The 25,746-nt window shown below is 31.3% G+C and carries 25 protein-coding genes; 7 read left to right on the top strand and 18 right to left on the bottom strand.

Going from position 1 to position 25,746, the window contains the following annotated elements; all coding sequences use genetic code 11:
* Positions 1-167 precede the first annotated feature (167 nt).
* The gene (locus tag WN975_RS04825; protein WP_337965489.1) at positions 168-1,088 is read left to right on the top strand and encodes a hypothetical protein; all 921 of its coding nucleotides are present in this window, start codon (positions 168-170) and stop codon (positions 1,086-1,088) included.
* On the opposite strand, the gene WN975_RS04820 is transcribed toward WN975_RS04825, so the two are convergent.
* The 5 genes from WN975_RS04820 to WN975_RS04800 all read right to left on the bottom strand — a co-directional run bounded on the left by WN975_RS04820 (position 1,089) and on the right by WN975_RS04800 (position 6,231).
* Positions 1,089-3,128, bottom strand: coding sequence for a DKNYY domain-containing protein (locus tag WN975_RS04820; protein ID WP_337965488.1), 2,040 nt, complete (start codon positions 3,126-3,128; stop codon positions 1,089-1,091).
* Positions 3,129-3,319: 191 nt separating this feature from the next.
* Positions 3,320-3,895 carry an NAD(P)H-binding protein gene (locus tag WN975_RS04815; protein ID WP_337965487.1) on the bottom strand — a complete coding sequence of 192 codons (576 nt, stop codon included), beginning with the start codon at positions 3,893-3,895 and terminating at the stop codon, positions 3,320-3,322.
* Positions 3,896-3,918: 23 nt separating this feature from the next.
* The gene (locus tag WN975_RS04810) at positions 3,919-4,758 is read right to left on the bottom strand and encodes an SDR family oxidoreductase (protein WP_337965486.1); all 840 of its coding nucleotides are present in this window, start codon (positions 4,756-4,758) and stop codon (positions 3,919-3,921) included.
* 26 nt (positions 4,759-4,784) lie between these two features.
* Positions 4,785-5,168, bottom strand: a complete 384-nt coding sequence (locus WN975_RS04805; protein ID WP_337965485.1) for a nuclear transport factor 2 family protein — start codon at positions 5,166-5,168, stop codon at positions 4,785-4,787.
* An 85-nt stretch (positions 5,169-5,253) separates the two neighbouring features.
* Entirely contained in the window at positions 5,254-6,231 is a 978-nt protein-coding gene (locus WN975_RS04800) for an aldo/keto reductase (RefSeq protein WP_337965484.1), read from the bottom strand.
* A gap of 182 nt (positions 6,232-6,413) precedes the next feature.
* On the opposite strand from WN975_RS04800, the gene WN975_RS04795 reads away from it, so the two are divergent.
* Positions 6,414-7,310: a helix-turn-helix domain-containing protein gene (locus WN975_RS04795; protein WP_337965483.1), complete on the top strand. Its 897-nt coding sequence runs from the start codon at positions 6,414-6,416 to the stop codon at positions 7,308-7,310.
* Positions 7,311-7,370: 60 nt separating this feature from the next.
* Here the strand turns inward: WN975_RS04795 and WN975_RS04790 are convergent, their stop codons facing one another.
* Positions 7,371-7,931: a hypothetical protein gene (locus WN975_RS04790; protein ID WP_337965482.1), complete on the bottom strand. Its 561-nt coding sequence runs from the start codon at positions 7,929-7,931 to the stop codon at positions 7,371-7,373.
* 224 nt (positions 7,932-8,155) lie between these two features.
* On the opposite strand from WN975_RS04790, the gene WN975_RS04785 reads away from it, so the two are divergent.
* Complete coding sequence (locus WN975_RS04785) at positions 8,156-8,560, top strand: helix-turn-helix transcriptional regulator (protein WP_337965481.1); 405 nt, start codon at positions 8,156-8,158, stop codon at positions 8,558-8,560.
* Between the two features lie 142 nt (positions 8,561-8,702).
* Here the strand turns inward: WN975_RS04785 and WN975_RS04780 are convergent, their stop codons facing one another.
* The 12 genes from WN975_RS04780 to WN975_RS04725 form a co-directional block, all read right to left on the bottom strand.
* The gene (locus WN975_RS04780) at positions 8,703-9,110 is read right to left on the bottom strand and encodes a hypothetical protein (protein ID WP_337965480.1); all 408 of its coding nucleotides are present in this window, start codon (positions 9,108-9,110) and stop codon (positions 8,703-8,705) included.
* A gap of 52 nt (positions 9,111-9,162) precedes the next feature.
* Entirely contained in the window at positions 9,163-9,330 is a 168-nt protein-coding gene (locus WN975_RS04775; protein WP_337965479.1) for a hypothetical protein, read from the bottom strand.
* A gap of 132 nt (positions 9,331-9,462) precedes the next feature.
* Positions 9,463-10,893 (bottom strand): hypothetical protein, encoded by a 1,431-nt coding sequence (locus tag WN975_RS04770; RefSeq protein WP_337965478.1) that lies wholly within the window; start codon positions 10,891-10,893, stop codon positions 9,463-9,465.
* A 485-nt stretch (positions 10,894-11,378) separates the two neighbouring features.
* The gene (locus WN975_RS04765) at positions 11,379-12,233 is read right to left on the bottom strand and encodes a hypothetical protein (RefSeq protein WP_337965477.1); all 855 of its coding nucleotides are present in this window, start codon (positions 12,231-12,233) and stop codon (positions 11,379-11,381) included.
* A 79-nt stretch (positions 12,234-12,312) separates the two neighbouring features.
* Positions 12,313-13,023, bottom strand: a complete 711-nt coding sequence (locus tag WN975_RS04760) for a hypothetical protein (RefSeq protein ID WP_337965476.1) — start codon at positions 13,021-13,023, stop codon at positions 12,313-12,315.
* Positions 13,024-13,072: 49 nt separating this feature from the next.
* On the bottom strand, positions 13,073-13,999 hold the full coding sequence (locus tag WN975_RS04755) for a hypothetical protein (protein ID WP_337965475.1): 927 nt from the start codon (positions 13,997-13,999) through the stop codon (positions 13,073-13,075).
* A 120-nt stretch (positions 14,000-14,119) separates the two neighbouring features.
* The gene (locus tag WN975_RS04750) at positions 14,120-14,344 is read right to left on the bottom strand and encodes a hypothetical protein (protein ID WP_337965474.1); all 225 of its coding nucleotides are present in this window, start codon (positions 14,342-14,344) and stop codon (positions 14,120-14,122) included.
* A 222-nt stretch (positions 14,345-14,566) separates the two neighbouring features.
* A complete protein-coding gene (locus WN975_RS04745) occupies positions 14,567-15,991 on the bottom strand; it encodes an amino acid permease (RefSeq protein ID WP_337965473.1) in 1,425 nt (474 codons plus the stop codon).
* 345 nt (positions 15,992-16,336) lie between these two features.
* Positions 16,337-17,035 (bottom strand): DUF1826 domain-containing protein, encoded by a 699-nt coding sequence (locus WN975_RS04740; protein ID WP_337965472.1) that lies wholly within the window; start codon positions 17,033-17,035, stop codon positions 16,337-16,339.
* 65 nt (positions 17,036-17,100) lie between these two features.
* Positions 17,101-17,562, bottom strand: a complete 462-nt coding sequence (locus WN975_RS04735) for a hypothetical protein (protein WP_337965471.1) — start codon at positions 17,560-17,562, stop codon at positions 17,101-17,103.
* A 258-nt stretch (positions 17,563-17,820) separates the two neighbouring features.
* On the bottom strand, positions 17,821-19,341 hold the full coding sequence (gene eptA / locus WN975_RS04730; protein ID WP_337965470.1) for a phosphoethanolamine--lipid A transferase EptA: 1,521 nt from the start codon (positions 19,339-19,341) through the stop codon (positions 17,821-17,823).
* Positions 19,328-20,179, bottom strand: coding sequence for a phosphatase PAP2 family protein (locus WN975_RS04725; protein ID WP_337965469.1), 852 nt, complete (start codon positions 20,177-20,179; stop codon positions 19,328-19,330). The genes eptA and WN975_RS04725 overlap by 14 nt, the downstream gene beginning before the upstream one ends.
* Positions 20,180-20,874: 695 nt before the next feature.
* Here WN975_RS04725 and WN975_RS04720 point away from each other — a divergent pair.
* From WN975_RS04720 to WN975_RS04705, 4 genes are all read left to right on the top strand, one after another.
* On the top strand, positions 20,875-21,552 hold the full coding sequence (locus WN975_RS04720; RefSeq protein ID WP_337965468.1) for a response regulator transcription factor: 678 nt from the start codon (positions 20,875-20,877) through the stop codon (positions 21,550-21,552).
* The gene (locus tag WN975_RS04715; protein WP_337965467.1) at positions 21,545-22,810 is read left to right on the top strand and encodes a HAMP domain-containing sensor histidine kinase; all 1,266 of its coding nucleotides are present in this window, start codon (positions 21,545-21,547) and stop codon (positions 22,808-22,810) included. Before WN975_RS04720 ends, WN975_RS04715 begins: the two co-directional genes overlap by 8 nt.
* A 75-nt stretch (positions 22,811-22,885) precedes the next feature.
* Positions 22,886-23,314 carry a hypothetical protein gene (locus WN975_RS04710; RefSeq protein WP_337965466.1) on the top strand — a complete coding sequence of 143 codons (429 nt, stop codon included), beginning with the start codon at positions 22,886-22,888 and terminating at the stop codon, positions 23,312-23,314.
* 10 nt (positions 23,315-23,324) lie between these two features.
* Complete coding sequence (locus WN975_RS04705; RefSeq protein WP_337965465.1) at positions 23,325-25,736, top strand: TonB-dependent receptor; 2,412 nt, start codon at positions 23,325-23,327, stop codon at positions 25,734-25,736.
* The last annotated feature ends 10 nt before the right edge of the window (positions 25,737-25,746 follow it).

Here is a 25,746-nt window from a genome sequence, read left to right as displayed (position 1 = left end):
TTTCTATGTGTTAGTTTTTTTTTTGAATTACACCCAATTAGTTATTACTAATATCTATAAGTTCATAAGTTTAAAAGCTCATTTCTCTCGGAATGGGCTTTTTTTATTTGATTTTATCGATAACTGTAAAAAGTTAATTTGTAATTTTAATGTTAAAGAAAATCAATATGAAACAGCTTCAAATATTTATTTTATTAGTTATATCTATTTTTGTGTCATCATGTTCAACGGTTTTGAATAGTCCTAAAATTGATTATCTGACAAGTAATTATTGCCAGCCTACAATTGACTATGATTATTCTAAACTCGAAGTTTTCCCGAATAAATCAGCAAATCCCGACAGTATTCTAAAAGCCAATTTATCTCAGCATGATATATTAATAAGCAATGCTATTGGTATTGAAACCTATTTGACAGAATATCTCCAAACCAAAAAAGACACTTTAAAAAGATTAGTACTAAAACAAAAAATCACGGATCGTTTAATTCTTACCAGTATAGAGATAAATGCATTGGCTTCGGAATTAGATTGTAATGGCGAACGGATCAATAAACTAGCCAATTTTGTAAACGATATCAATACTAAACAAACCAGAAATCTTACGGTCGCTTCTGTAACTATTGGAGCATTAACCACTGTTGCAACTGTTTTAATTAAAAACAATAATTCGAGTGATATAGTTGGTGTAAGCGGCGGATTATTAAGTGCCGGATTAGGAGCGCTGACGATAGCGCCCAAAGGAAAAAAAATCAACTTAAAACTGCAAAGAAATCTGCTGAGAAATATTTGGTTCAATGATAATTCTGATGGTGCATATCCCAACTCTATCTGGGCGATTCTAAACGAAAAACAATTTAGTAATTCCGGAAAAAATGATCTTCAGGAAAGTATTAAAAACAGATGGCTACAATACAATTTTGATGGAAAAATAGACACTGAAACCGAAAAGCTTTTTTTCTATGATGGCGGAATTTACACCGCAGACGATTTATATTCCAGAGCCAATATGCTAAATGAACTCCAAGCCACCGTTCGTTCTCTTGAGCAAGATTTAAAAAGTTTATCGGTAAGACTAAATAGTATTTAATTACGGAATATAATGCGGAATACTATACAAACATCTTACTGGTTTTCCATCTATCATCGCCGGAATCCAATTTGGAGATAATTTCAAGACTCTTTCTAATTCTTTTCCTGAACCATAACCACGATCACGAAGAATTTTTATCTCAGATATACTGCCGTCTTTTTCAATTCTTATACTTGCAAAAACTGCGCCTCTCGAATATTCTTCGTCAAGTATTTCTTTTGGTACAACATAATTTTTCTTTAAAAAAGCGTGAAACTTTTCAATTCCTCCCGGAAATGTTGGGTTTATCTCAACTTCAGAAGCTGAAAAAACCTGATTTTCCTCAAACTGTTTCTTTTTGTCCAGTATAACAGGTTTCTGAAGTACAATTGTTCTCTTGTTTCCATACTTTTTAGCAAGATCAATCGGTTCAAAAGCCGGATCCCATTTGCGGTCAAATACTTTTCCTAAAAAGCGATACGAAATATCATCAGAGATTTTTACAAGCCAAAAACCTTCTGAATTTTTAAATAAATAAAAATCCGAAATCGGTGTTGAATCGTTACCGCAGAAACCTCCTCTATATCCAGAAAAACAAGCCAGTAATTCTATATCTGTACTTTTGATAATCTTTACATTTCGGCAATACAAGAAGTTTTTATCAATCAAAAATATATTCAAAGTTCGTGCAGATTTTGCATCAACATCTTTTAATATTTTTATTTCGTGATCTCTTTCCTCATAATAAATAACAACATTTTTATCTTTATAATATTTCGCTTTTTGATCCATTGCCACAAATGTCTCCGCATCAAATCCGGTTTTTTTATCATTACAATAAATGCGATCATTCATTTTAGAAAAACTAAAATCGATAATAACCTTATTAGAACCATCAAAATCATCAATATCTTTCTTTTGTTCTTTTGCCAATGCAAGCTGCTTTTGACTTAAATTTTCGTATAAAGATTTTGTTCGAGTTGCATAAGCCTGATTTTTATAAAATACAATCTTTGAAAAATAGTTGTATGAAGTATTCGCACTGCTTACTTTTTCGTTGTAATTAAAAGGCAATTTTTCAATTACATCTTTTTTCGATTCTTGATCATATCCTATTTCATAAATTCCGTTTTTATCATAAAAACAAGCAGAATTAAAAAAGAATCCGAAAGACGACAAATCAACTTTCTTATGGATTTCTTCGCCATCTTTAAAAAGACTTTTTCCGTCAGTAATGTAACGATCTTGATTATCAACACTCCAGACTTTAATTTTGCTATGTTTGTCAAGCTGCATTGGTGTTTTCCTTCCCTGATAATATACGTCGTTCTTATATCTTGTATAACTTCCTGAAAGCGCTTGTAAAGAGTCAGGTTTCATATTATCAACCAAATGTTCCCTATCAAAAACGAAATTTTTTGTTTTAAAGAAATCATAATTCACATATTGATACGGCTCTTTACCAAAAGAAGCTATTTCGCCTTTAGAATAAATATGATTTTTATCGTGGCAAAAATCATTCGGATTAGTATTTGCCGATGCGCCATCAGAACCTTCAATTTTTTTATCGAAATAATAAATAGAGTTTTTGTCTTTAAAATATAAAACCTGATCCTCGCGACTCAAATTTTTACTCGGATTAGCCTGAAAAGTTGCTACATCAATATCTTTTAATTCGGTGGAATTTTTGAATACTTTATATTTTGTTTTCCACAGGAAATCCATTTCTTTATTCGTTCCCAAAACGGTAAATCCTGAAGTATCTGTTTTAATAAATTCGCCTTTAACATAGATTCCGTTTTTATCAAATGCAAAAGCAGATTCTTCGTTTTCTTTAATCGAAAAAGAAGCTAAATCAGGATAAATAACCATATGTGTACAAAAGTCCTGATAAACAACATAATCTTTGTTGACGATGTACGTTAGGCTTTCAACAAAATTGCATCCGCCAGATCCGTATTCTACTTTTAATGCAGAATCTTCCAATGCCGGAATACTACTATTTTGACAGCTCAATAACAATCCGAAACTAATGGTTATAATAAACTTTCTTATCATCGATTTTTGTTTAGTGGAAAGGCTTTGTATTTTCAACTATTATACAGAAGTAAAAAAACAAAATTTATTCCATTACAAGAGTGCTGAAACAAAAATCTTTAAAGTAAATTTCCTTCCTATAAAGAAAGATACCTAAAAAAGAGAAAAGGTTGGGAAGACATAAAATTTAACCAAATAATAAAAGATTTTTATTATTCAGGTCTGCTTATTCCTAAGTTTTCTTTTTTGTATAAATCAGGCTCATCAATGATTTTAGAAATAAAAAGCGCAATACTTTTTCTGGAAACTGCAGATCCCGTTTCGGCAGTTCCTTTTCTGGTTATGATATAATCAATTTCATTGCCATTTGTAAACCAATCCGGACGTAAAATGGTATAATCCAAACCTGATTCCTCAACAATATCTGCCAGTTTTCTGTAAGGAATTAAAACAGGTTTCAAAGGTGTATCATAAATACCTATTGAACTTATGGCAATGATTCGGGTTATCTCATTTTCCTGCATCGATTTGACAATATTTTTTATCATTGGCTCCAGATTTCCAGCAAGGTTTACGTATACAATCTCTTGTCCCGCAATAGCTTTATTTACATCATTGTAATTCAATGCATCTCCTTCAATAATAGTACAATCTTCAGATTCACTTTTTGACAAGCTATTTTTATTCCGCAGAAACAAGGTAAGATCAATATTTCCAAGTTCTTTTATTGCTCCAATTACATACTTTGCCAGACTCCCGCCAGCGCCTATAATAATAACTTTTCTCATAAATTCTATATTTAATTGTTATTTTATTCTGCATTAGGATTAAGTTCTCCGTACCAATAAGCCGATGTTACGCCGCCATCCATTAAGAAATCACTTCCTGTTATAAAAGCGCCATCTCTGCCCATAAGTAAAGCTCCTAACACTCCTACTTCATCAGGAGTTCCTGCTCTTCCAACAGGAGAAATCTCCAACATTTTGCGATAACCTTCTCCTCTTGGTCCATTTAATTCATCATTGGCAAGCGGAGTAATGATTATCCCCGGACTAATCGTATTGATTCGTGCGCCTCGTTTTCCCCAACGCACGGCTTCTGCTTTCACTCTAAGTGAATTTCCTCTTTTTGATAATTGATAAGCATATAATGAACCATCAACTGCATCAGATTGCAAAAAAGGAAGTGATAATAATTCTTCTGTTGGTGTCGTTGCCAGCGCTTTATCCTGTTCTGGGGTTAAAGATGGTAATCGATGTCCGGATTGTGATGCGATTACAACTCCCGATCCTCCTTCTTCAATGACATTTCCAAATTCTTCTAAAATCAAAGCTGTACCGTACAAATCCACTTTGAATATTGTAGATGGCGATGCTTGGGATGGCGAAACTCCAGCTGCATGGATTAATCCGGTAATCGCTCCAATAGATTTTGCTGTATCAACAAGCGCCCGAACTGATTCTCTAGATGAAATATTGACAATTACTGTGCTTATCTCAAATCCTGCATCAGAGAGCACTTTTGCTGCAGCATCATTATTTTCCTGATGAAGATCAGCAAGTAAAATATATTTTCCTGAACCAACTCTGCGCGCAATTGCCTGACCAATAGATCCGGCACCAATAACTACAATAACTGATTTTTTTCTCATGCTTTCATTTTTTAATTTACTTGTTTTTAAAATATGGTTGCTACAGATTTGAGAATTATCCACTTTTCATTTCGTTTTTCAAAATTCATGATTTGCTGTAAGCGCCAGTTATTTTGCATTCCCCAGATTCTCGCATTTAAAAGATTCTGACACATAAAAACAGCTTTATCTCCATCAATATTTACTGAAGTTTTTACCTCAGAATAAGAATAGTATTTCATTCGTTCACTTTCAATTTCCAAAAACCACTCTTCTTTTGACTGCACATATCCTGTGATATGAGTAAGCGTAAAATTGGCATCCAGAATCTTATTCATTTCTAATGTATTCCCAGCAATCATAAGTTTTGTTAACTGACGGGCGGTTTCTAAAATTGCTGTTTTATCAGCCTCGATTTTATTACCTTCCATAATAATTTGTGGGTTTAACAGGGTTTGTGGATGAAAAATATTTGAATTCCAAATGAATATCAAAAACCATAATATAAAGTTCTTATTATTCTTCTGACAAACCAAGTAATCCTTCATTTAGTCTCGCTCCCTGAAAAGTTATTTTTGAAAGTCCTTCTTCAATTTCCTCTAAATCATCAACAGAAAGATCAACACTAACCGATTTAATATTATCGTCTAAAAACGCTATTTTATCCATTCCCGGAATTGGTACTATAAATGTTTTTTGAGCCAAAAGCCAAGCTAATGCAATCTGTACCGGCGTTGCATTTTTTCTATTGGCAACTTTTGTAAGTAATTCTACAACTGGCATATTAGCTCTGATAGCTTCTGGTGTAAAACGTGGAAAAGCTGCACGAAGATCAGTATCACTGTCAAATTTAGTATCAGGCGTAATTTTGCCCGTTAAAAAACCAGTTCCAATTGGCGCCCAAGGCACAAAACCTATTCCTAATGCTTCACAAAGAGGTAAAACTTTAGCTTCGGGTTCTCTTGTCCAAATAGAATATTGATTTTGTACTGCCGAAACAGGCTGGATAATATTTGCACGCTCAATTGTTTCTGCGCCAGCTTCAGAAAGTCCAAAATATTTCACTTTTCCTTCCTGAATTAAATCCTTAATTGTTCCCGCAACATCTTCGATTGGCACATTAGGATCTACGCGATGTTGATACAATAAATCAATATAATCTGTTTGTAATCTTTTTAAAGAAGCCTCAACAACTTTACGAATATGTTCCGGTTTACTGTTAATTCCGGTGTCAGAAATCATTCCGAATTTTGTCGCTATAATTACCTCTTTGCGAAAAGGTTTTAACGATTCTCCAACCAATTCTTCATTTGTAAAAGGTCCGTAAGCTTCGGCAGTATCAAAAAAAGTAATGCCTTTTTCATAAGCCGAGCGAATTACTTTGATTCCATCATTTATATCTGCAGCCTTTCCTGTTCCAAAACTCAAATTCATACATCCCATTCCCAAAGCCGAAACTTCTAAACCTTGCGTTCCTAATATTCTTGTTTTCATTTTAGTATTATTTTATATTATTAGATCTAATTATTAAGACAATACAAATTTCCTTCAATACCAAATGATGTTTATAATACATCTTACGGTAATTATTACCATTTTTACTGATTTGCATAATCAGGTTAACTTACTAAGAATCTGAGTGCTATATTTGTACTAATAAATTAAAAGAAGGCAAAATGGGACACATTATAGAAGTTGAAAAAGTTTCGCAGTACAACGAACTTAAAGGCGTTGAAACACAGCATCCTTTAATAAGTGTTTTCAATAATTCGTCAACAAAAGCACTGCCAAATAACAGCCGCATGCACTTTGGTCTTTATGCTATTTTTTTGAAAGACGGAAAGTGCGGTGAATTAAAATACGGACGAAATAATTATGATTATGACGATGGAACAATGGTTTTTATTGCGCCGGGACAAGTCATCGAAGTCAACAATCAAATTGATTATCAGCCTTCGGGTATGGCGCTCCTGTTTCATCCTGATTTAATAAAAGGAACTTCTTTGGGGAAACAAATGAATCAATATTCTTTTTTTTCATATGATTCAAACGAGGCACTTCATCTGTCTTTAAAAGAGCAGCAGATTATTAAAGATTTATACGATAAATTACAGTACGAATTAAGCCAATCTATTGACAAACACAGCAAAAGTATCATCACAAACAATATAGAACTTCTACTTAATTATTGTATTCGTTTTTATGATAGGCAGTTTATAACCAGAGAAAACATCAATACTGATATTTTATCAAAATTTGAAAATCTGCTGAATGATTATTTTCAATCAGAAATTGCACAAGAAACCGGACTTCCGCTTGTAGGTTATTTTGCAGAACATTTACATCTTTCTCCAAATTATTTTGGTGATTTAATCAAAAAAGAAACCGGTAAAACGGCACAGGAACATATTCAATTGAAATTAATAAGTCTAGCCAAAGAAAGGATTTTTAACACTGACAAATCTATGAGTCAAATAGCTTTTGAACTGGGTTTTAAATATCCGCAACATTTTAATCGAATGTTCAAAAAAAACACCGGATATACTCCTATAGAATATAGAAATCTGAATTAAATTTTAATTATAAAACCTCCAAAATCAAATAATCCCGATGATTTGTAATTAAGGGAAAATTTATTCCGATAAAGAAACAATGAGATTGGTTTTCCTGATTTTCTCAACTCCCCTTTCTCGCATTAATCCGGCTGCATCGAGCATTTTAATTAAATGAATATAAGGCGTCGTCAAGTCAGATTCAGGATCTTCGGCATACGGAGACAATGAAAGCTCGAGGATCAGACATAGAAAGAATTCAAATTCTTTAAACGTTTTTTCTTCAAATGCTTTTTCAAATACAATAAAAGGATTATCGTATTCTTCCTTCGTCAGCGAAGAAAGATGAAAAACCGTTTCAGAACGCAAAGACGTTTTCACTTTCCATTTTTTGCTTTTCTCCTGAAGGCAATAACAGACTTTGAGAAAAGAAAAGATAGCGGTATAAAATACAAAAGCATTGCTTGGGTTGTCTTGTTCGTAAACTTTTGTTTTATAGCTGCAAATTACCAGTTTAGTTAAATTTTGTTTGTAATAATCCAGATGTCCAAAGTCAAAAAAAGCTTTAATTGCCTTAAACGGATTTCCTGCCACATATTCTGCACAAAAGTCAGTTCCGAAGGATATTTTATTCTTTTTCATATTAAGGCGATTTAAAATTCTTGAGCGAAATTCAGTTCTTTCAAAAGCATAAACTAATCGAAATACAGATAATATACAAGAAAACATCGAAGTAAAGCATAAATAGAATTGGTATAATATCTGACAAAAGAGATGTTTTACGGGATATTTTTTTATCTTTGAAACTCACGGATTTTTAATCCAAATGGCTTTATCTTTGAAGCTTTAGAAAATTGATATTCATTATGGAACAGAAAATACATCAGGGAAGAAACATAAAACGTTTCAGAGAAATGCTTAACATAAAGCAGGAAGCATTAGCTTATGATCTGGGAAATGACTGGAATCAGAAGAAAATTTCTATGCTTGAGCAGAAAGATGTAATTGAAGAAAATCTGTTGAAACAAATTTCGGCAGTATTAAAAATTCCAGTTGAAGCTTTTCAGAATTTTGACGAAGAACAAGCGGTGAATTTGATTTCTTGTAATTTCTCGGATAATGCAATGTTCAATAACAAAATTGAAGTTTTTAATAATAATCCGATTGCGGAAATCAAAAAACTTCACGAAGAAAAAATTGTTTTGTTTGAACGTATGTTGAAAGAGAAAGATGAAATGATTGTGAGGCTTGAGAAATTGATTAATAAATAATCATTTATAAAAGATATATTATTCAAAAAGAGGCTCGAAAGCCTCTTTTTTTGTTTTTTTTGTCAAACTTCTTAGTGCTTTTTGTATGTTAATTAAACGCCATTTCTCTGATCGACGATTTCGCTATATTAATGAAACTGCTTTAAATACGGCTGACAAATCTCTTTTCTTTAGCACTATTCCATTGTACTTGATATGTTTTCCCGTTCATTTGGTCAAGTAATAAGAAATTATATGTGTTTTTTGTAGGGTAAAGTATAAATCTTCCGCTTACTTCTTCTGTTGTCAATACAAGTGAATCTGCATTTAATACTAATTCACCTTCGTAGCCATCTTCCGAAATAGTAAAATGTACTTGCCACATTTTTCCATTTCGGGTATCCAATTTAATAAAAGTCCAATAGTTTTCAGTTGGAAATAATTGATAAATCGGAGCTTCAACTTGCTTTTCTACCTGTTTTGTTGTACTTGCACTATTTTGTAATGTTTGTCCTTGTAAAGACAAAACAAATAATGTCAGTAATATAATCAGAATGAAATTTCTAGTCATACTTTTTCTTTGCATTATATCTAATTAAACCTCTGTTTTTTTTGGACTAAAATTAAAATTCGATTTCAATTCCATTTTCACTCCATGATTTTAAATATGCTGCAATTTCATTTTCATCTCCATCTAACGTAACTAGTAATCCTACAATCTCTTTCGTCAATTTTACAGTTAACCGACCTGGAGTTTCTAATTTTCGAATAATAGGAATATAGCTATTCATTTCCTGTTCGTTAAATTTTATAAATTGTTTCATTTAAAATGAGTTGTTTCGTAATACTAATATTTTGCAGCCTGTCATTTTTAGTAAATTGAAAATATTAAATAAAATTTCAAATACAATACCTTAAGTTGCTTAGCGAAGTAAGACTTTTAGACTTTCAACTAAAGGTTTTATTGTTTTATCATTTTTAAGATTGTCTAATCGCATAGAAAATCCTTCAATATTTTGAATTAAATCTTTTACAGCTGGAGTTGTAACTATTGGTTTAACTATTTCTATAAGTTCCCTAAATTTTCTTTGGCATAGTGAATGCTGAAGTTTACTTGAAATTCCAGTATCATTAAACGATAGAACTGCAATATTTGCTTGATGTGAATCAAGATTTGAAAGTAGTTCTTGATAAATATGCTGAGCCGAAGTCGCAACTCCATTTCCATTAGTTAAATAAGTTTCAACAAGAGCAAGCACATATTTTTTTGATATTCCCTTTGGTAACTTAGGAGGATCTCCAACAATGCGTCTTAGTTGTCTTGCAAAAGATGGTTCATTATAAAAATTGTTAAAACTTCTATGCGAATTAAGTAAATTGTCAATCGCAGTTTCAATTTCAACTATTCTTAAGTCATCAGGAATATAGCTTTCAGCATCGACTAATTGGAGAAATTCTCTAGATAATTTCTTTTCGTGCTGATAGTTATTCGCTACGAAATTTCCATATTTCAATCCAAAAGAATCTTTTGTATCTTCATCAACTCTACTCCATAGTAATGGTAATAATCTATTGATATTTTGCAACGTTTGGCTGTCCGATTCGGGTTTAATATAAATTCCAAAAAATCCAGCAGCAAGATTATTAACTTGTTCTTGAACTAAGTTGGTGAAAAAAACTGCTATTTCTTGCGCATCTTTCTCTGAGATAGACGTAGATTTTACTCCAGCCAATAATTGCTTTATTTGGATTGTAATATTTGATATAGGCAGTGAAATAACTTCTTTTACACAAGTTTCTAACCAAGAAATGAGTTGCAATCCAGTAATTTCATTTTGATTTGGATGTGCCGCACTTGCCCAATTTCTCATATAATTAATATATTCCAAATGCTTAAATCCTAACTCAGAGATTAATCCAATTTCTTTCGCACCTTTTATCAAATCATAATCATCAACTTTTTTAAGGTCACTTTCATCATTTAACCTTTTGCGTTTATCACCTGTAACTGCGTTATCATAAAAATATTGAATATCATATTGTGAAACCCTTTTTCTAATCTGAAGAATTGTCTCATCCCACAAATAATTTAATGCTGCATCAAAAAGCCCTGAGGCAACTCCTGCAATAAATTTTGAAAGATATAGAGATTGTTGTTTATCTTCTTCTTCTATTTGCACAATCACTCCTTCTAGATTTTTAAAAACATTTAATCTTTCCGGAACACCAACAAAAATTCCATCTGATGGTAAGTTGTGTTGTGCTAAAAAATTAATAAGTCCTCCTTCAAAATCTCGAAGTTGCACATCATAATTATCTGATTGAATAACTTGTATTTTATTCTCTTCTTCCATTTCTACTTTCTTATAATATTATGTTTATATATTAGTATGTCTGTTTGCGATATTAATAGCATTCTAAAAACTCATCTATTTTACTTTTTAATTCCAGGAAAATTATTATATACTAAAAATGCCACTTCTATTAATAATCTAGTTTAATAAGATAGCCATTCTGATTTTTTCAATTCTACGACTTTCCAAAAGCTTATCATAAGCTTGCAAAGTACTCCTTTTCCTAGGAAAATACTACCGTACAAATACCTGTTTTTACTTTCTATTGAGCATCAAAAGATGATTAACTGCCTATACAAAATTAATTTAATCATTATAAAACATGCTAGGTCAGTTACTCCAGCTTGGTAAAGTATGCCTTACAAAAGTTGCACAATCCTGAAAGCTTTACACATTGTACAGCTTTTCAGTTGAACACTTTGGAGAGCGGGAGTCTCCTTTTTGTTTTGGAATATTATCTTTCAAGTATATTAACGTCATTTTTATTATTGTTTTCCTAACTTCAAATATCCATTTGCTATTCCATAATCTATATCCATTATGTATGTTTCAATCTCACTTAAATCATTAAATTGATAAGTAACTTCTTCGTGTTTTTTTGTTTGAAAATACGTGAGTTTTCTCTCTACAAGTCTAATAAAGTTATTATGCGAATAATCTTCAGGATCGAAAATTAATAAATAAATATGCTCTATATCCTCTGAAGGATATTTTTCAATAGAAATTCCATAACGGAGTTTGTTTGTTAGATCATAATATGGGATAAAAGTCTCTTCTATTCCTTTTTTCATTCTAAGTTTGACATCTCCTCTTGCATACGGGAATTTTTTTGCTCTTTTTTGATTATATGAATCTCTTGCTAAAAAAAGTGAATGAACGATCTTAGTTCCTTTATAAAACAAAAGCTTAACTTTTTCCTTTTTAGATTTGTCAAATAAATATTCTCCAATATACAAATCAAACTGCTCTGCCATTACGTGAGAATTGTTTTCGATCAGATTTTCTATTGAATAAATCTCGTCAGCTATTTTCAAATAGTCTATTGGTGCAATTCCCATTGGAAACTTACTTTGATTTTGAAATCTTAAGTTACCATTAATATCTGCAACTATATATTTTTTAGTTGACCAAAAGCTATGTCTTTCTCTAATATGTTCATTTCCTGTATCTTTATTTCCTTTTATTAAAATAAGGTTATGTTTTTCTGAAATAGCTATAACTTCTTTGAATGAATGTTTAGCTGTAGCCATTAATCGAACACCGTAGTATTTGAATACAGGATTTTCTCTATTATTACATAGAATTTCTTTAATATCTTCTTTTGATAGTAATTGTTCCATTTTCGATGTTTGTTCTGTTTTTTTTTTGATTATGGGGTTGCTTGCTTACAACATTGCGTTTCTATTAGCAAGCATAATATCAATATTTCTTTTTAAGCTTTTCAATTAAAATTGATGCTTCGGTTTTAGTCATTCGAAGAGCAATTTTTTCTGCTTCTTGATCAATTCGGTTTTCATCAAAAACATATAAATCTTTAAATATATAATCAGACAAGGAATATATGAAAGCAGAAGGAGCATTTTCAATTCGTTTATAAAAAAATAAAATATCTTCATATTGGATAAATGTTTTTTTCTGAAATTCTCTTATCGATGTCATTCGTGAATCATTTTTAATATCATCTGAATGCTTTATACAATTATTTAAATTTCGTAATTCATTTATTTCTGGATAACAATTTATACTTTTAATATCAATATTTTTCTCTTTTAAAAATTCAATCACAAATTCCCATTTAAACATTTTTGATTTCGAAGCACCGTAAGCTGCACTTAATAAAAATTTTAATTTATTTTCAAAATGCTTATAAGCATAAAGAATTTTCATTTCTGAAATTGCTTTTAGCTCCTGTTCCATAAAATAAATCTCCATAGTTGGACCGGAATAATCCCCTCTTTCATATTCATCAGATCGATCTTTAGTTTTAGCATCAATAATCTTCTTTTCAAAAATATGAATTGTTTCATCTGAAATCCTGTCATGAAAATTATTTTCAACATCCATGAAGAAAGTTTGAAGACCTAATTTTGCAGATTCACGTTGTGCTTCTATATTATTTATATTTCCCAATTGAATTATTCTTTTTAATTTTATTTAATAGTCCTTTGTTCATCGTCCTTTATTCTTCCAAAATGTCATATAAATAAACTAATAACCAAACTGTTATTCCTGTTTTTACTTTTAAACTTCTAACTTGATTTTCTGTTAATCCTATATTAGGTTGATGAACATTACATAAAATAGTGTAGCAATTACAAACATATTGAATTTCATTTTTTGTAAAATCTTCAAGCATTCCGTACTCAAATTTAGATGTGAAATATTCTATCTTTTGTTCTCTTTTAATTTTTACCAACTCTATTCTTTGCTTTCCTAAATGATATTTTCTGAAATTACTTTCAAACATTTCGGCGTCTTTTAATTTCTCTAGCGGAGCCAACTTTTCGTCTATTAAATATTCAAGGATAGTTCTTAAAGAAATTAAGCATTGCCTTAATCTATCGGGATTATTTTCGGATTCAAGAACTTGCCCTGCTCCAATCCAAAGGTTTTCAAGATTATGATTTTCTAAATATGGTATTAGATTATCATTTAAAATCTCTTCTTTTTCTTCAATATCAATATCTGTTAAATCAGATATTAAAGAGTTTTTTAATTCTTCGGCAGATCTTAAATTTAGTATTTCTAAATCACTAATAAAACCGAATTGTAATTCAGGGTTGTTTTTTATTCTTTCCGGAATTTTAGAAATCTGTTTTAAAGCTTCTAAAAATTTATCATTAAATAAATTATCAAATTTTGGTATTTCTATTTTCGGTAAAACAAAATTTGGAAAATCAAATTTTGGAAAATCAAATTTTGGAAAATCCATTTTTGGAAAATCAACTTTCGGAAAATCGAAAGTAGGAATTGCAAGTTTTAATTTATCTTGCATTTCAATAATTTGTTTTATATTTTCTGGAATCGGGTTAGCTAGTTTAGCAAACTGATTTAGCTTTGTATTAATCCCTGCAATTTCTTGTAATTTATCAAAGTTATTTTCCATTTTTTTTTAATTTCTTTAAAGTTCATTATACATATCTAAATCGATTTAACTTAATTAAAATATTATTAAAGGAATTTATAAAAAATATACAAATTCTTCGTGATAAATGTTCATGATAATTTATCTTTTAAATGCTTTTTTTAACATCTTCTCAACAGTTATCTTTGTTTGTTCAGCAATATTCTTTTTTGCTTTTTCAACTAATTTATCCTTAAATTCTTCGCAACAGGAATTTATTTGAAATCCTTTAGCTGTTTTAATAAATTCAGGGCTAACATTGTGCCCTGCACATACTTCACTTTCAATTTTACGTTTAATTGCACTATAATCTAGAAAATCACTCATGTCTCTTATGTTTTAATTAATTATTGAGCAAAGCTATTTCCATAGTACGCAGTAATTTTGCGCAGTTAAAAAATTAAACAATTTATCCTCAATTTTATTAACCATACAAAATATAGAAATAACTATAATTAAGACTAAAACAAAAACATAACATTAAAAAAAGGCATTGAAAATCAACTACAAATTGATAATCAATGCCTTTAAAATATATAACAAAAGTTACTATTCTTTCGCTTTCAAAACTTTAAAACATATAAAAAGAATACCTAACCAAATAGGAATTAATTCTACGGATAACTTCATATTTGTGATCCACATGATGGATAAAATACCAAATAAAAACACAAAACAGATATAATTACTTACCGGATAAAATAACGAAGGAAACTTAGTTTTTGTGCTTTCCTTGTCTTTCGAAAGTCTAAATCTTAGATGCGTATACGAAATCATAACCCAGTTAATAACTAAGCAAGACACAACTAAAGACATTAAAATACTAAAAGCTTCTTCGGGCATTACTTTATTTATTAAAATACAGATCGCTGCAAAACACGAAGAAATTAAAATAGCATTAATTGGCACTGAATGTTTGTTTAATTTCTTTAAAAACTTAGGCGCACTTCCCTGATCTGCTAAACCATATAACATACGCGAGTTACTATATACACTACTATTATATACAGATAAAGCGGCGGTTAATACAATTAAATTAAGCACATTAGCAATAAGCTTTGTAAAAAATATTTTGGTTCCAAATAGCTCAAATTCCATTCCGTTTAGATTTTGAAAAACCATTACAAACGGGCTGCTATCTGTTGTAATTTGTCTCCAAGGCGACAAAGCAAATAAAATTACCAATGCTCCAACATAAAATATAAGGATTCTATAAATAACCTGATTTGTCGCTTTCGGAATGTTTTTCTCTGGATTTTCGGCTTCAGCAGCGGTAATTCCAATAAGTTCTAAACCTCCAAAAGAGAACATAATTAGCGCCATTGCAGATAATAAACCTTGAAAATCACCAGTTGCAGTTTTTTCGAAGAAACCTTTTGGAAAGAAACCTCCATCATTATATAAATTATGAATTGTAGCGTGTTCTCCTCCTGTTCCACTTATTAGCAAATAAGTTCCAAAAAGTATCATTGCAATAATTGCGACAACTTTTATGATTGAAAACCAAAATTCGGTTTCTCCGTAAACTTTTACAGAAGCAAAATTCAAAGCATTAATAACGAGAAAGAAAAATAAACTCGATGCCCAAAGCGGAATTTCGGGCCACCAAAATTGCACATAAACACCAATGGCTGTAAGTTCAGCCATACTCACTAAGATATATAAAATCCAATAATTCCAACCCGATGCAAAACCGGCAAAAGAACCGCAATATTTATAAGCAAAGTGACTAAAACTTCCTGAAACAGGTTCTTCGACAACCATTTCGCCAAGTTGTCTCATGATAAAAAAAGCGATAATTCCGGCAATAGCATATCCCAAAATAACTGATGGTCCTGCTAATACTGCCGCTGGACCAATACCTAGGAAAAGTCCTGTTCCTATTGATCCGCCTAAAGCAATAAGCTGAATGTGGCGATTCGTCAGCCCGCGTTTAAGCTGATTATCTTGTGTGTCTTCTTGTGTATTTTTCACAAATTAGTTTTTTAAATGAGTTAAATGTACTCATAAATGTATAAAGAGCGAATATAAGTTAAAAAAGAAATCCTGCCAAGCATGAAGATTATAGTTGTGTTTCTTAAAGAGATTTTAAAGGACGTTTTCTAGCTTATCAAGAGTTGAAATTCTGCGATATGTGCCGTTAGGCACAAAATATTGGTAGAAAACAAGAATTGGAAGAAGTTTAGCGTGCCGTAGGTACGCAATGATTATCGTTTTGTTGCGTACCTACGGCACGCCAATGTATTCTGCTGAACTACTTTCTACCGATATTTTGTGCCTAACGGCACATTTCTCAATTCAATTATTCAAAAATTTCTTCTAACAAATCAACAACAACCTATATTCTCCTTCATTTTCTATTGGCGCTCTATGAATACAAGGCAAAACTTCTTGTTTTGGATGATCTACGGCCAATCGCCAAAGATGTCCTAATCCTAAATTAACAGGTTCTGCGTCAGCATTTAGCTGATAATGCAAATCAAAATAATTTTCTTTCAAAAAGTCTTCGAATTCTTCTGTTGGTCCATCGTGAAGTTCTTTTAGCTTTGTTCGGATTTCCGGAATCAGGATTTTTTGTTCTGCTTCTGAATTAGAAACAATATCACTTGCGGCTCCGTGATACGTGCATAAAAAAGTATCTGTTGCAATAGGCGAACGATCAACATGAAACGAATACACATCTGTCGATATGAAATCAAATTCGTCATCACGTTCATAGCATTTCAGTAAATTAAGTGAAGGCGAAGCGCCAAAATCAGCTAATAATTGTAGATCATTTAAGATTATTTCTCTTGCTATATTTCCTTTTTCGGATAATTGGAGTGCGATTAAATCTTCGGGATGAACTTCTGTAATATTTTCTTCCAGAGACAATTGGGCTACAATTTCGTTAAAATCGCCATCCAAATTTCTGTGCCAGCATAATGCGTTCATTTCTCCTTTGAAATCGGTATTTATAAGCTCAGAGAAAGTAGAAACTATTCCTATTTGGCTGTTGTCAGAAAATGTATTGCTCATAGTATATTAAGAAACTGGTTACTTCATAGATTACAAAATTATGTAATAGTAATCAGTTGCGAAATTTATTGGCTGTCTTTTATTAAACTTAACAAATAGTTCATTCTGTCTGTAAAATATTGGGCAGTTTTTATATAGAATATCCTAATATCTGCTTTTAAATCCGCATCAGTATCCCATACAAATTTGCCTGGATGTTTGTCTTTAAACTCCTTCATTAATTTGGCTATATACCAGTACGATGATCTTTTCCATTCGCCCTCTGCCACATTCATTGCCTCTATTTCTGCTGCAGTCTTCGTTTTTTCCTTGACCTTTCTTACCGCATAAAATACATCAGATTCATAATCCTGCAGCGCATGATAATATTCTTTTCGGCAATCAAGTTCATGATCATTATGTTCTTTTATACATTGCGTCAATACTTTTTCATACTTCACCAGTGTATCGCTATAACGGATATTCAATTTTTGTGCAAAACAACCCCATAAAGGAAAAAGTAATAATACTATAATTTTTGCATTCATAGTTTTGTTTTTGAGTGCTTTTTATTAATAATAAGAAATTGTACGGGTTATAAGATTTGCAAATTTCAGTCCAAATCTATTAAAAAAAACTTACCAAAAACATCCAAAATTAGAAAAGGATCTGAAGAACAATTCAAATCAATGTGTCAAAATAAAAGCCCATTTCTAACGAAATGGGCTTTTATATATTTTTTACGCTATTTAATCAACTTTGACTTCTAAGCAATAAAGCTTGTGTTTTCAGTCGGCAAAATCAGATTATTTAAAAATATTCATCTCCTCTTTATAAACAGGACTTTGTATGTTTAAAAAGTTTAAAACACTATGAAAAACGTGATTTTGAGATACTGATTTATTTGCCTTAAGTTGTTTTGAATTGTCAGATACCCAAACTATAAAAGGGATTTGGTATTGTTCTTTTGGAGCAAAACTTATTGGAACTCCATGCATATACAGATTCTTTTCGCCTAAAGATTCTCCGTGATCCGAAACAAAAATCATCGCACTTTTATACTCTTTTAATTCCTTTAAATCTTCAATTACTTTTGATAAAATATAATCTGTGTAAACAATCGTATTATCATAAGCATTAAAGAGTTCTTGCTGAGAACATTTTCCCAGTTCAACACTATTACAAACCGGTTTAAAAGTTTCAAACGCAGGCGGATATTTTTTGCTGTAAGTTGGTCCGTGACTTGTACTTGTGTGCAATACAATCAGTATTTTATTTTTCTTGCTGGATAAAATCTGCTCTTTTAATCCTCTTAAAAGAACTTCGTCATAATTGCATTCTTCGCCTTTACAGCCTTTCTTTAGAATATCTCTGTTTTGATATTTCTCAATATGTACCGGAGGTTCTCCCCAGTTTGAAGTTCTCCAGACAACTTCTACATTATTTCTGTAAAGATAATTAGGTAAGATTTCATATAATTCATCTGAATTGGTATGTTCCAAAATACATTTTACGCCAGCTGTTGTATATGTCGCACAAGAATTGGCATCAAAATGAAATACATTCGGTATTTTGGAAAGCAACGGATTGGTGTTTTTCTTATATCCGTAAAGTGAAAAATTCTGGCTTCTGGCAGATTCTCCAATTACTAAAACCACAACAGATTTCTGATTGTCTTTTATTACGGCATTTGGCAGTAAAATTTCTTTTTGATTCTTTTTGGCTTTATGAATATAAAAAAGCGACACATTTACAGAATATGACCAAGGCATTGCAAGACCTCCCAATTGTTTGGAGTTTTTATCAATCCAAAGCCAGTTAGTTGCATTGGCAAACGCTATAACAACAATAAGTAATAAGGTTAGCGAAGAAGTAATCGAAAATCTCTTAAAATCTGTATTTATGATTTTTACTTTAATAATATAAATACTCGGAATTATACCCAGAAAAAGAATATACAGTATTAATTTAAAAGAGAAAAAACTACTAGACTCTGAATAATTGGTATTAAGTACATTACCAATCATACTTTCGTCTACGATAACGCCGTAAGTATTAACAAAGTAAACTGCAATCGAATTGATTATAAAAGATATTACCAGCAAAAATTTACCTACGTAACGCGAGAGAAAAAATATCAGATAAAATACAAAAGCATTTGCAATGAGCATTACAATTACCAAGCTAATAATCAAAACTATACCACTTAAACTTTTATAATCGACGTTGTTGAAAACGTAGCTAAAAAAAGGAAAATGAAAGAATAAAAAATTTAATAAACTCATTAATAAAGCAAAATGAGTTAGTTTCAAGTTACTTTTTGGCATAAACGGCTGTAATTTCATATACGGAAACGGTAGTAATTTTATAAAGTGAAACGGCTAAACTAATGAATGCTAAATAAAAGATGATTAAATCTTCATTAATTATTTTGTTGATTAAGCAAATACCGCAAATAAGAAACAAAACAACGAATACAGGATAGCTTTTTTTATTGTTAATCCAAGCGAAGATTCTAAATTTTCGGCTTATAAAAATACCCAATAATCCCGAGATATATCCAATAATTCCTCCTGTAAGAACATCAAGAGGATAATGCGCTCCCACTCCAACTCTTGAAAATGCAATAAACAATCCTAAAATTCCGATTGCAAAAAACCATAAAACTTTCATTTTGAAATTTTGAGGCATAAAAGCAAAAAGTAAAATTGTAAGTACGGTAAAAATTACAATCGAATGTCCTGATGGCAAACTATTATGTCCGGTCAATGTTTTACCCACAATAAAAAAAGTCTCATTGTTAAACGCAGCCGCAGGTCTTGGTACTGAGAATAATTTTTTCAGCGGACATGAAAATAAAAGAGAAACCAGTAAGCCAGAAATTAAAGCTTCCCACAATTTAGGCGCATAAACAATAAAAACACTTAAAAATGATAAAAAAACAAGCGCGTCTCCTATTTGAGTAAGATTATATTCAAAACCTGGATAATGTCCCAAATGATGATTAATAAAATAGAAACTGTCTTTTTGAATTTGTATGTACTGATCTGCGCTTAAAGCATTTCGACTGTACAAAAATAAAACGATGGCAGCTAAAAAAAATAATGGAAGAAAAAACAGAAAAGGTTTAAGTCTTGAATAATTATTAATAATATACGTATTCATTATGTTTAATTGTATTAATATTTTTTTACTTTTATTTGGTTCTCAAATAGTTTTCAGGTTAAAATATTGTTCTTCTTTCTTTAAGAAAAACAATCTAAAAACTCTAAAAACGATAATTCTTCTTGCCTATGAACCAATCCATCTTTTTGGTAAAACCGTTAATAATCCATTAAATTTGCCGGCTGCAAGATTAGCTAATCTCATTTTACTGTTCATTTCTTACGCTTTAATAAAAAGTAAAATAATTGGTCAATTCTGAAGAAATTTAGAATTTCTACCGGATTCAATTTATTTTTAACGTATAATTTAAATTTGTTAGAAAACATAACTAGTTCATAGTATTGGCTTAACATATACTTAATTTACAGCACAATAGAACTGAAGATAAACAGTCATTTATTCTAATGAAATAAGCTAAAATCATCAGTTCTTATTTTTTGGCAAATTATCAAACTTCTAATTTCTCAAATGTCTCCAAGAGTTTTATTTGTAATACAACAAGACATATTATATGAGGAAGTTTTTTTTAGATTTTTGATTGCGCTTAAAATCTGTTTTTCTGTATGTTGAGCATTTTTTTTTCGAAAATTGTAATCGACAACTAGCCTTAAATTATTACCTTAGATTTTACTAGAAAAAAACGCAAATCATTTCCAATTCAACTTTTCTACAAAATTTATATATAAACTTGCGGCATGAAGATTTTAATTATAGAAGATGAGCTGGAAATTGCTCAAAGCATCAAGAATTATTTTAGAAGCAACGGAATTCAATGCGAAACTGCCGAAACCTATGATTTGGCACTTAACAAAATTGATTCCTATGATTATGATTGCATACTTCTGGACTTAATGCTGCCTGATGGTGACGGATTTGATATTCTAAGAGAACTTAAAAGAAAAAACAAAACTGACGGAGTTATTGTGGTTTCGGCTAAGGAAACTCTCGAAACGCGTCTGGAAGGATTCAATCTTGGTGCCGATGATTATCTTACCAAACCTTTCCATCTCTCAGAACTTTTGGTTCGAATGCAAGCTCTTATCAGAAGAAAGAATTTTAAAGGAAGTAATAGTATAACGTTCAATGAAATCGTAATTGATATATTTTCTAAATCGGTATCGGTAAACGATATCAAATTAGATCTGACCAAAAAAGAAATAGATTTACTTCTTTTTTTAATTAGCAACGAAAATAAGGTATTATCTAAAGGCGCTATTGCTGAACATCTTTCCGGAGATATGGCTGATATGCTCGATAATCACGATTTTATTTATGCACATATCAAAAATCTAAAAAAGAAACTCCACCAGGCGGGAAGCGGCGATTACATTAAAACAGTTTACGGTTTGGGATATAAATGGGAAAATGAATAAAAAGAAACTACTCAACAAGACAACCAACAGCTTTCTTGCTTTTGCCATCATTATTCTATTGATTGCGGCGCCATTATTTTATTATATAAGTCAACAGCTTTATATTTATGAAACTGATGAAGTGCTCCATTTTCACAAAGGCGCTTTTGCGAAGGAAAGCCATAAGGGATTTACACAAACCGATATTGACTTATGGAATAAATACAATCATGAAGTAATGATTGTGCCTGATATGGGCATTAAAAAAGATTCTATTGTTGGGAAAATGCTCTATGATTCTATTGCTAAAGAGAAAGAACCTTTTCGTGTACTTTATGCTCCTATAACTATAAATGGTAAGAAATATACTTATACGGAGAAAATAAATCTCGTAGAAATGGAAGGAATGGTCTTTAGTATTGCCGTCATGTTTCTATTTATCATTGTTGTGCTTTTGATTGGAATTATCTGGATCTCAAAAACTACCGCGGCTAAAATATGGAGTCCTTTTTATAATACATTAAATCAAATTCAGGATTTTGAAATCGATAAAAATAAACCGCCGCATTTTATTCCGACTGATATTGACGAATTTGATCGTCTTAACAAAAGTCTGGAAAGACTAATTGAAAAAAATACAGCCATTTATAAAAGTCAAAGAGAATTTGTCGAAAATGCCGCGCATGAACTTCAGACGCCATTGGCTTTATTTCAAACAAAAATCGATACGCTGACTCAGCTTGATCTCAACAAAGAACAATCTTTTCTTGTTGCTTCCTTAAATACAGATGTTTCAAGACTTAACAGACTTAACAAGAACTTGCTTTTGCTTTCGAAAATTGACAACGAGAGTTTTCTCGAAAAAACCACGATTGTTCTTAACGATTATATTAAAAAACATCTGGATTTTTTTACCGAACAAGCAAGTGCAAAAAACCTGACTATTATAACTGAATTTCCTGCAGCTTTAACTATTACCGGAAATCCTGCCCTTACGGAAGTTTTGATTAATAATTTGTTTCTAAATGCTATTCGCCACAATGAAAAAAACGGCAAAATCATTATTACAACTCTCGAAAATGAATTGATATTTTTGAATACAGGTCAGAAAACGCCATTACAAATTGAAAAACTCTTTAACCGTTTTGCAAAATCTAATCCTTCGTCTCAGGGAAATGGACTTGGTTTGGCAATTATCAAAAAAATCACAAAACTGAATCACTGGGAAATAAACTATAGTTTTTATAATAATTTACATAGTTTTAGCGTGAAGTTCTAGAAAATTCAAACTTCCTACAGATTCGTAATTCAACTTTGTACTACATTTTTTAATCCATTAAAAAAATTAGTACAAATGAAAAATTCAATCCTAACATGCTTAGTTCTGCTTTTTTCTTCCTTTGCCATAGCGCAACGTGTAAGCGAAAAAGAGATTCCTAATATTGTAAAATCGACCTTTTTAATTTCCTATCCCGACCAAACTCATGTCAAATGGGAAAAGGAAAAAGAGAATTATGAAGCCAGTTTTACAATTGGCAAAACAGAACATGCGATGCTTTTAGATTCTGATGGAAACATTCTGGAAACTGAAGAAGAAATCAGCGTAAAAAAACTTCCTGCCAAAGCTCTGGCTTACATTCAAAAAACATACAAAAACAAGAAAATCAAAGAAGCTGCAAGAATAACTGATGCTCATGGCACCGTTACTTTTGAAGCTCAGGTAACTTCTATTGACCTGATTTTTGACAAACAAGGAACTTATATTAAAAGCATAGCAGATTAAAACCATCCCAATGAAATTAAAGATAATACTAGTATTGTCGTTTCTTGTAATGAAAATTTACAACGTAACGGCGCAAAACACCACAGCTACAATCTCAGGATTAATTAAAGATAAAACCTCAAAAACTATACTTCCTTATATTAATGTAGTTTTAAAAACGGCAAAAGATCAAAAAATGCTTGCCGGAACAGTAACTAACGAAGAAGGGCGTTTTAATATTCCCGCCGTTCCATCCGGAAATTATATTCTCGAAATTACTTCTATAGGTTATAAAACCAAATCCCAAAAAGTATTCGTAGGCACATTATCCGATTTTCTGGATCTCAATATTATCGAGATCGAAGAAGATATCAATACATTATCTGAAGTCGTAGTAACTTCTAAAACCTCAGAAGTAAGCGCCAAAATGGATAAAAAAGTCTTTTCTGTAGCCGATAATATTACGCAAAGCGGAGGTTCTGTTCTTCAATCCATGCAAAGTCTTCCGGGCGTAACACTTCACGACGGAAAAGTGCAGCTTCGCGGAAATGATAAAGTAATGGTTCTTATTGATGGAAAACAAACCGCGCTGACAGGTTTTGGAAATCAGTCTGGTTTGGATAATATTCCGGCATCTGCCATTGAAAAAATTGAAATTATAAATAATCCTTCTGCAAAATTTGATGCCAACGGAAATGCCGGTATTATCAATATTATTTATAAAAAAAACAAACAAGAAGGATTCAACGGAAAAGTCGGAATCAGTTCAGGATATGGAGCACTTTGGGAACGAAAAGCAAATCTGCCAACTATTCGCCCGCAATATCAGATGACGCCAAAAATGAATCCATCGCTTTCGCTAAATTATCGCAAGAATAAAATAAACGCCTACATTCAGGCAGATTATTTATATACCGAAACGCTCAACAAAAATGAATTTGTAACCCGAACTTATGATGATGGAACTATTATCAATCAGCAAACTGTCAGAAATCGTGATACTCAATTTACAACTCTTAAATCCGGAATCGACTGGAATTATAACGAACAAAACAGCTTTTCTTTTTCAGGACTTTTTGGGAGTGAAAAAATTATAGACAACGGCGACGAACCTTTCTTTAATCAGGATTATTCTCAGCGATTACGTCTTTGGTCATTTCTTGAAGATGAACTTAAAACTACGGTAATGGCGAGCGCGTCTTACGAACATAAATTCAAACAACCGGGACATAAATTAAATGCAGGAATCAACTATACATATCATCGCGAAGATGAAAAGTATCTATTTACCAATACGTTACCAACTTCTGTTGGACAAGATTCTTTTAAATTATTATCTGATGAAAAAGTAATCGATATTAATCTTGATTACATTAAACCTTTGAAATACGGACGATTTGAAACTGGATTTAAATTCAGAAACAGAGAAATTCCGACCAATATGCAGTTTTTTCCGGTACAAAATTCTCCTATTGATGCAAATGCCGGAGGTTGGGCAAATTATAAAGAAATAATTCCTGCTTTATATTCTAATTATATCTTTGAAAATGATAAAATTGAAGCAGAACTTGGAATTCGCCTTGAATATGTAAAGCTTCAATATGATGTAAATCCGGATCATCCAACTTACAAAAGCAACGGATATAATTATACGGAACCTTTTCCGAATGTGCGTTTTGGATATAAAATCGATGATAAAAATAAAATCACAGCTTTTTATAATCGAAGAGTTGACAGACCAGCGGAAGTTGATATTCGTATTTTTCCAAAATATGATGATGCCGAAATTATAAAAGTTGGAAATCCTGCGCTTCGTCCACAATTTACCAGCGCTTTTGAAATAGGATATAAAAAAACAATGCCAAAAGGTTATTTTACCTCATCAATATATTATAGAATTATAAACGGAACGATAGCGCGAATTGCAACGACTGTTCCAGGAAGTACTTTGATTTACAATGTTTTCCAGAATGCTGATGAAAGCACTTCACTCGGAATCGAAGCCGTATATTCGCAAGAAGTAACTTCATGGTATTCATTTAATATTAATGGAAACTTGTATCAAAATACCATTGATGCTTTTACGGTTACCAATTTATATCCTGTTCCAAGTATCTATAATGGCGAACGTCAGCAAATGGTTTCAGGAAACTTAAAATGGAACAATACGCTTCAACTCGATAAAACATTAAAAGGACAAGTTTCTGTTATTTATCTTGCTCCTGATATTATTCCGCAAGGAAAAATTGACTCGAGATTCTCAGTCGATTTGGGAATTAAAAAAACAGTTCAAAAAGGAAAAGGAGAAGTGTTTTTGAATGCTACGGATATTTTCAATACACTGGTTTTACGAAGAGAAATAAAAGCTGAAGGTTTTAGTTATATCAGTAAGGATTATTATGAAACGCAAGTAATACGTTTTGGTTATAGTTATAAGTTTTAATTTAGAAAAT

The sequence above is a fragment of the uncultured Flavobacterium sp. genome (genome assembly GCF_951805225.1).
Taxonomy (GTDB): Bacteria; Bacteroidota; Bacteroidia; order Flavobacteriales; family Flavobacteriaceae; genus Flavobacterium.
This window is presented reverse-complemented; position numbering and strand designations above follow the sequence as displayed.

Coding starts and splice junctions, on each gene's coding strand:
- WN975_RS04825 (WP_337965489.1), top strand. CDS start 168: ATGAAACAGCTTCAAATATTTATTTTATTAGTTATATCTATTTTTGTG.
- WN975_RS04820 (WP_337965488.1), bottom strand. CDS start 3,128: ATGATAAGAAAGTTTATTATAACCATTAGTTTCGGATTGTTATTGAGC.
- WN975_RS04815 (WP_337965487.1), bottom strand. CDS start 3,895: ATGAGAAAAGTTATTATTATAGGCGCTGGCGGGAGTCTGGCAAAGTAT.
- WN975_RS04810 (WP_337965486.1), bottom strand. CDS start 4,758: ATGAGAAAAAAATCAGTTATTGTAGTTATTGGTGCCGGATCTATTGGT.
- WN975_RS04805 (WP_337965485.1), bottom strand. CDS start 5,168: ATGGAAGGTAATAAAATCGAGGCTGATAAAACAGCAATTTTAGAAACC.
- WN975_RS04800 (WP_337965484.1), bottom strand. CDS start 6,231: ATGAAAACAAGAATATTAGGAACGCAAGGTTTAGAAGTTTCGGCTTTG.
- WN975_RS04795 (WP_337965483.1), top strand. CDS start 6,414: ATGGGACACATTATAGAAGTTGAAAAAGTTTCGCAGTACAACGAACTT.
- WN975_RS04790 (WP_337965482.1), bottom strand. CDS start 7,931: ATGAAAAAGAATAAAATATCCTTCGGAACTGACTTTTGTGCAGAATAT.
- WN975_RS04785 (WP_337965481.1), top strand. CDS start 8,156: ATGGAACAGAAAATACATCAGGGAAGAAACATAAAACGTTTCAGAGAA.
- WN975_RS04780 (WP_337965480.1), bottom strand. CDS start 9,110: ATGACTAGAAATTTCATTCTGATTATATTACTGACATTATTTGTTTTG.
- WN975_RS04775 (WP_337965479.1), bottom strand. CDS start 9,330: ATGAATAGCTATATTCCTATTATTCGAAAATTAGAAACTCCAGGTCGG.
- WN975_RS04770 (WP_337965478.1), bottom strand. CDS start 10,893: ATGGAAGAAGAGAATAAAATACAAGTTATTCAATCAGATAATTATGAT.
- WN975_RS04765 (WP_337965477.1), bottom strand. CDS start 12,233: ATGGAACAATTACTATCAAAAGAAGATATTAAAGAAATTCTATGTAAT.
- WN975_RS04755 (WP_337965475.1), bottom strand. CDS start 13,999: ATGGAAAATAACTTTGATAAATTACAAGAAATTGCAGGGATTAATACA.
- WN975_RS04750 (WP_337965474.1), bottom strand. CDS start 14,344: ATGAGTGATTTTCTAGATTATAGTGCAATTAAACGTAAAATTGAAAGT.
- WN975_RS04740 (WP_337965472.1), bottom strand. CDS start 17,035: ATGAGCAATACATTTTCTGACAACAGCCAAATAGGAATAGTTTCTACT.
- WN975_RS04735 (WP_337965471.1), bottom strand. CDS start 17,562: ATGAATGCAAAAATTATAGTATTATTACTTTTTCCTTTATGGGGTTGT.
- eptA (WP_337965470.1), bottom strand. CDS start 19,341: ATGCCAAAAAGTAACTTGAAACTAACTCATTTTGCTTTATTAATGAGT.
- WN975_RS04725 (WP_337965469.1), bottom strand. CDS start 20,179: ATGAATACGTATATTATTAATAATTATTCAAGACTTAAACCTTTTCTG.
- WN975_RS04720 (WP_337965468.1), top strand. CDS start 20,875: ATGAAGATTTTAATTATAGAAGATGAGCTGGAAATTGCTCAAAGCATC.
- WN975_RS04715 (WP_337965467.1), top strand. CDS start 21,545: ATGAATAAAAAGAAACTACTCAACAAGACAACCAACAGCTTTCTTGCT.
- WN975_RS04710 (WP_337965466.1), top strand. CDS start 22,886: ATGAAAAATTCAATCCTAACATGCTTAGTTCTGCTTTTTTCTTCCTTT.
- WN975_RS04705 (WP_337965465.1), top strand. CDS start 23,325: ATGAAATTAAAGATAATACTAGTATTGTCGTTTCTTGTAATGAAAATT.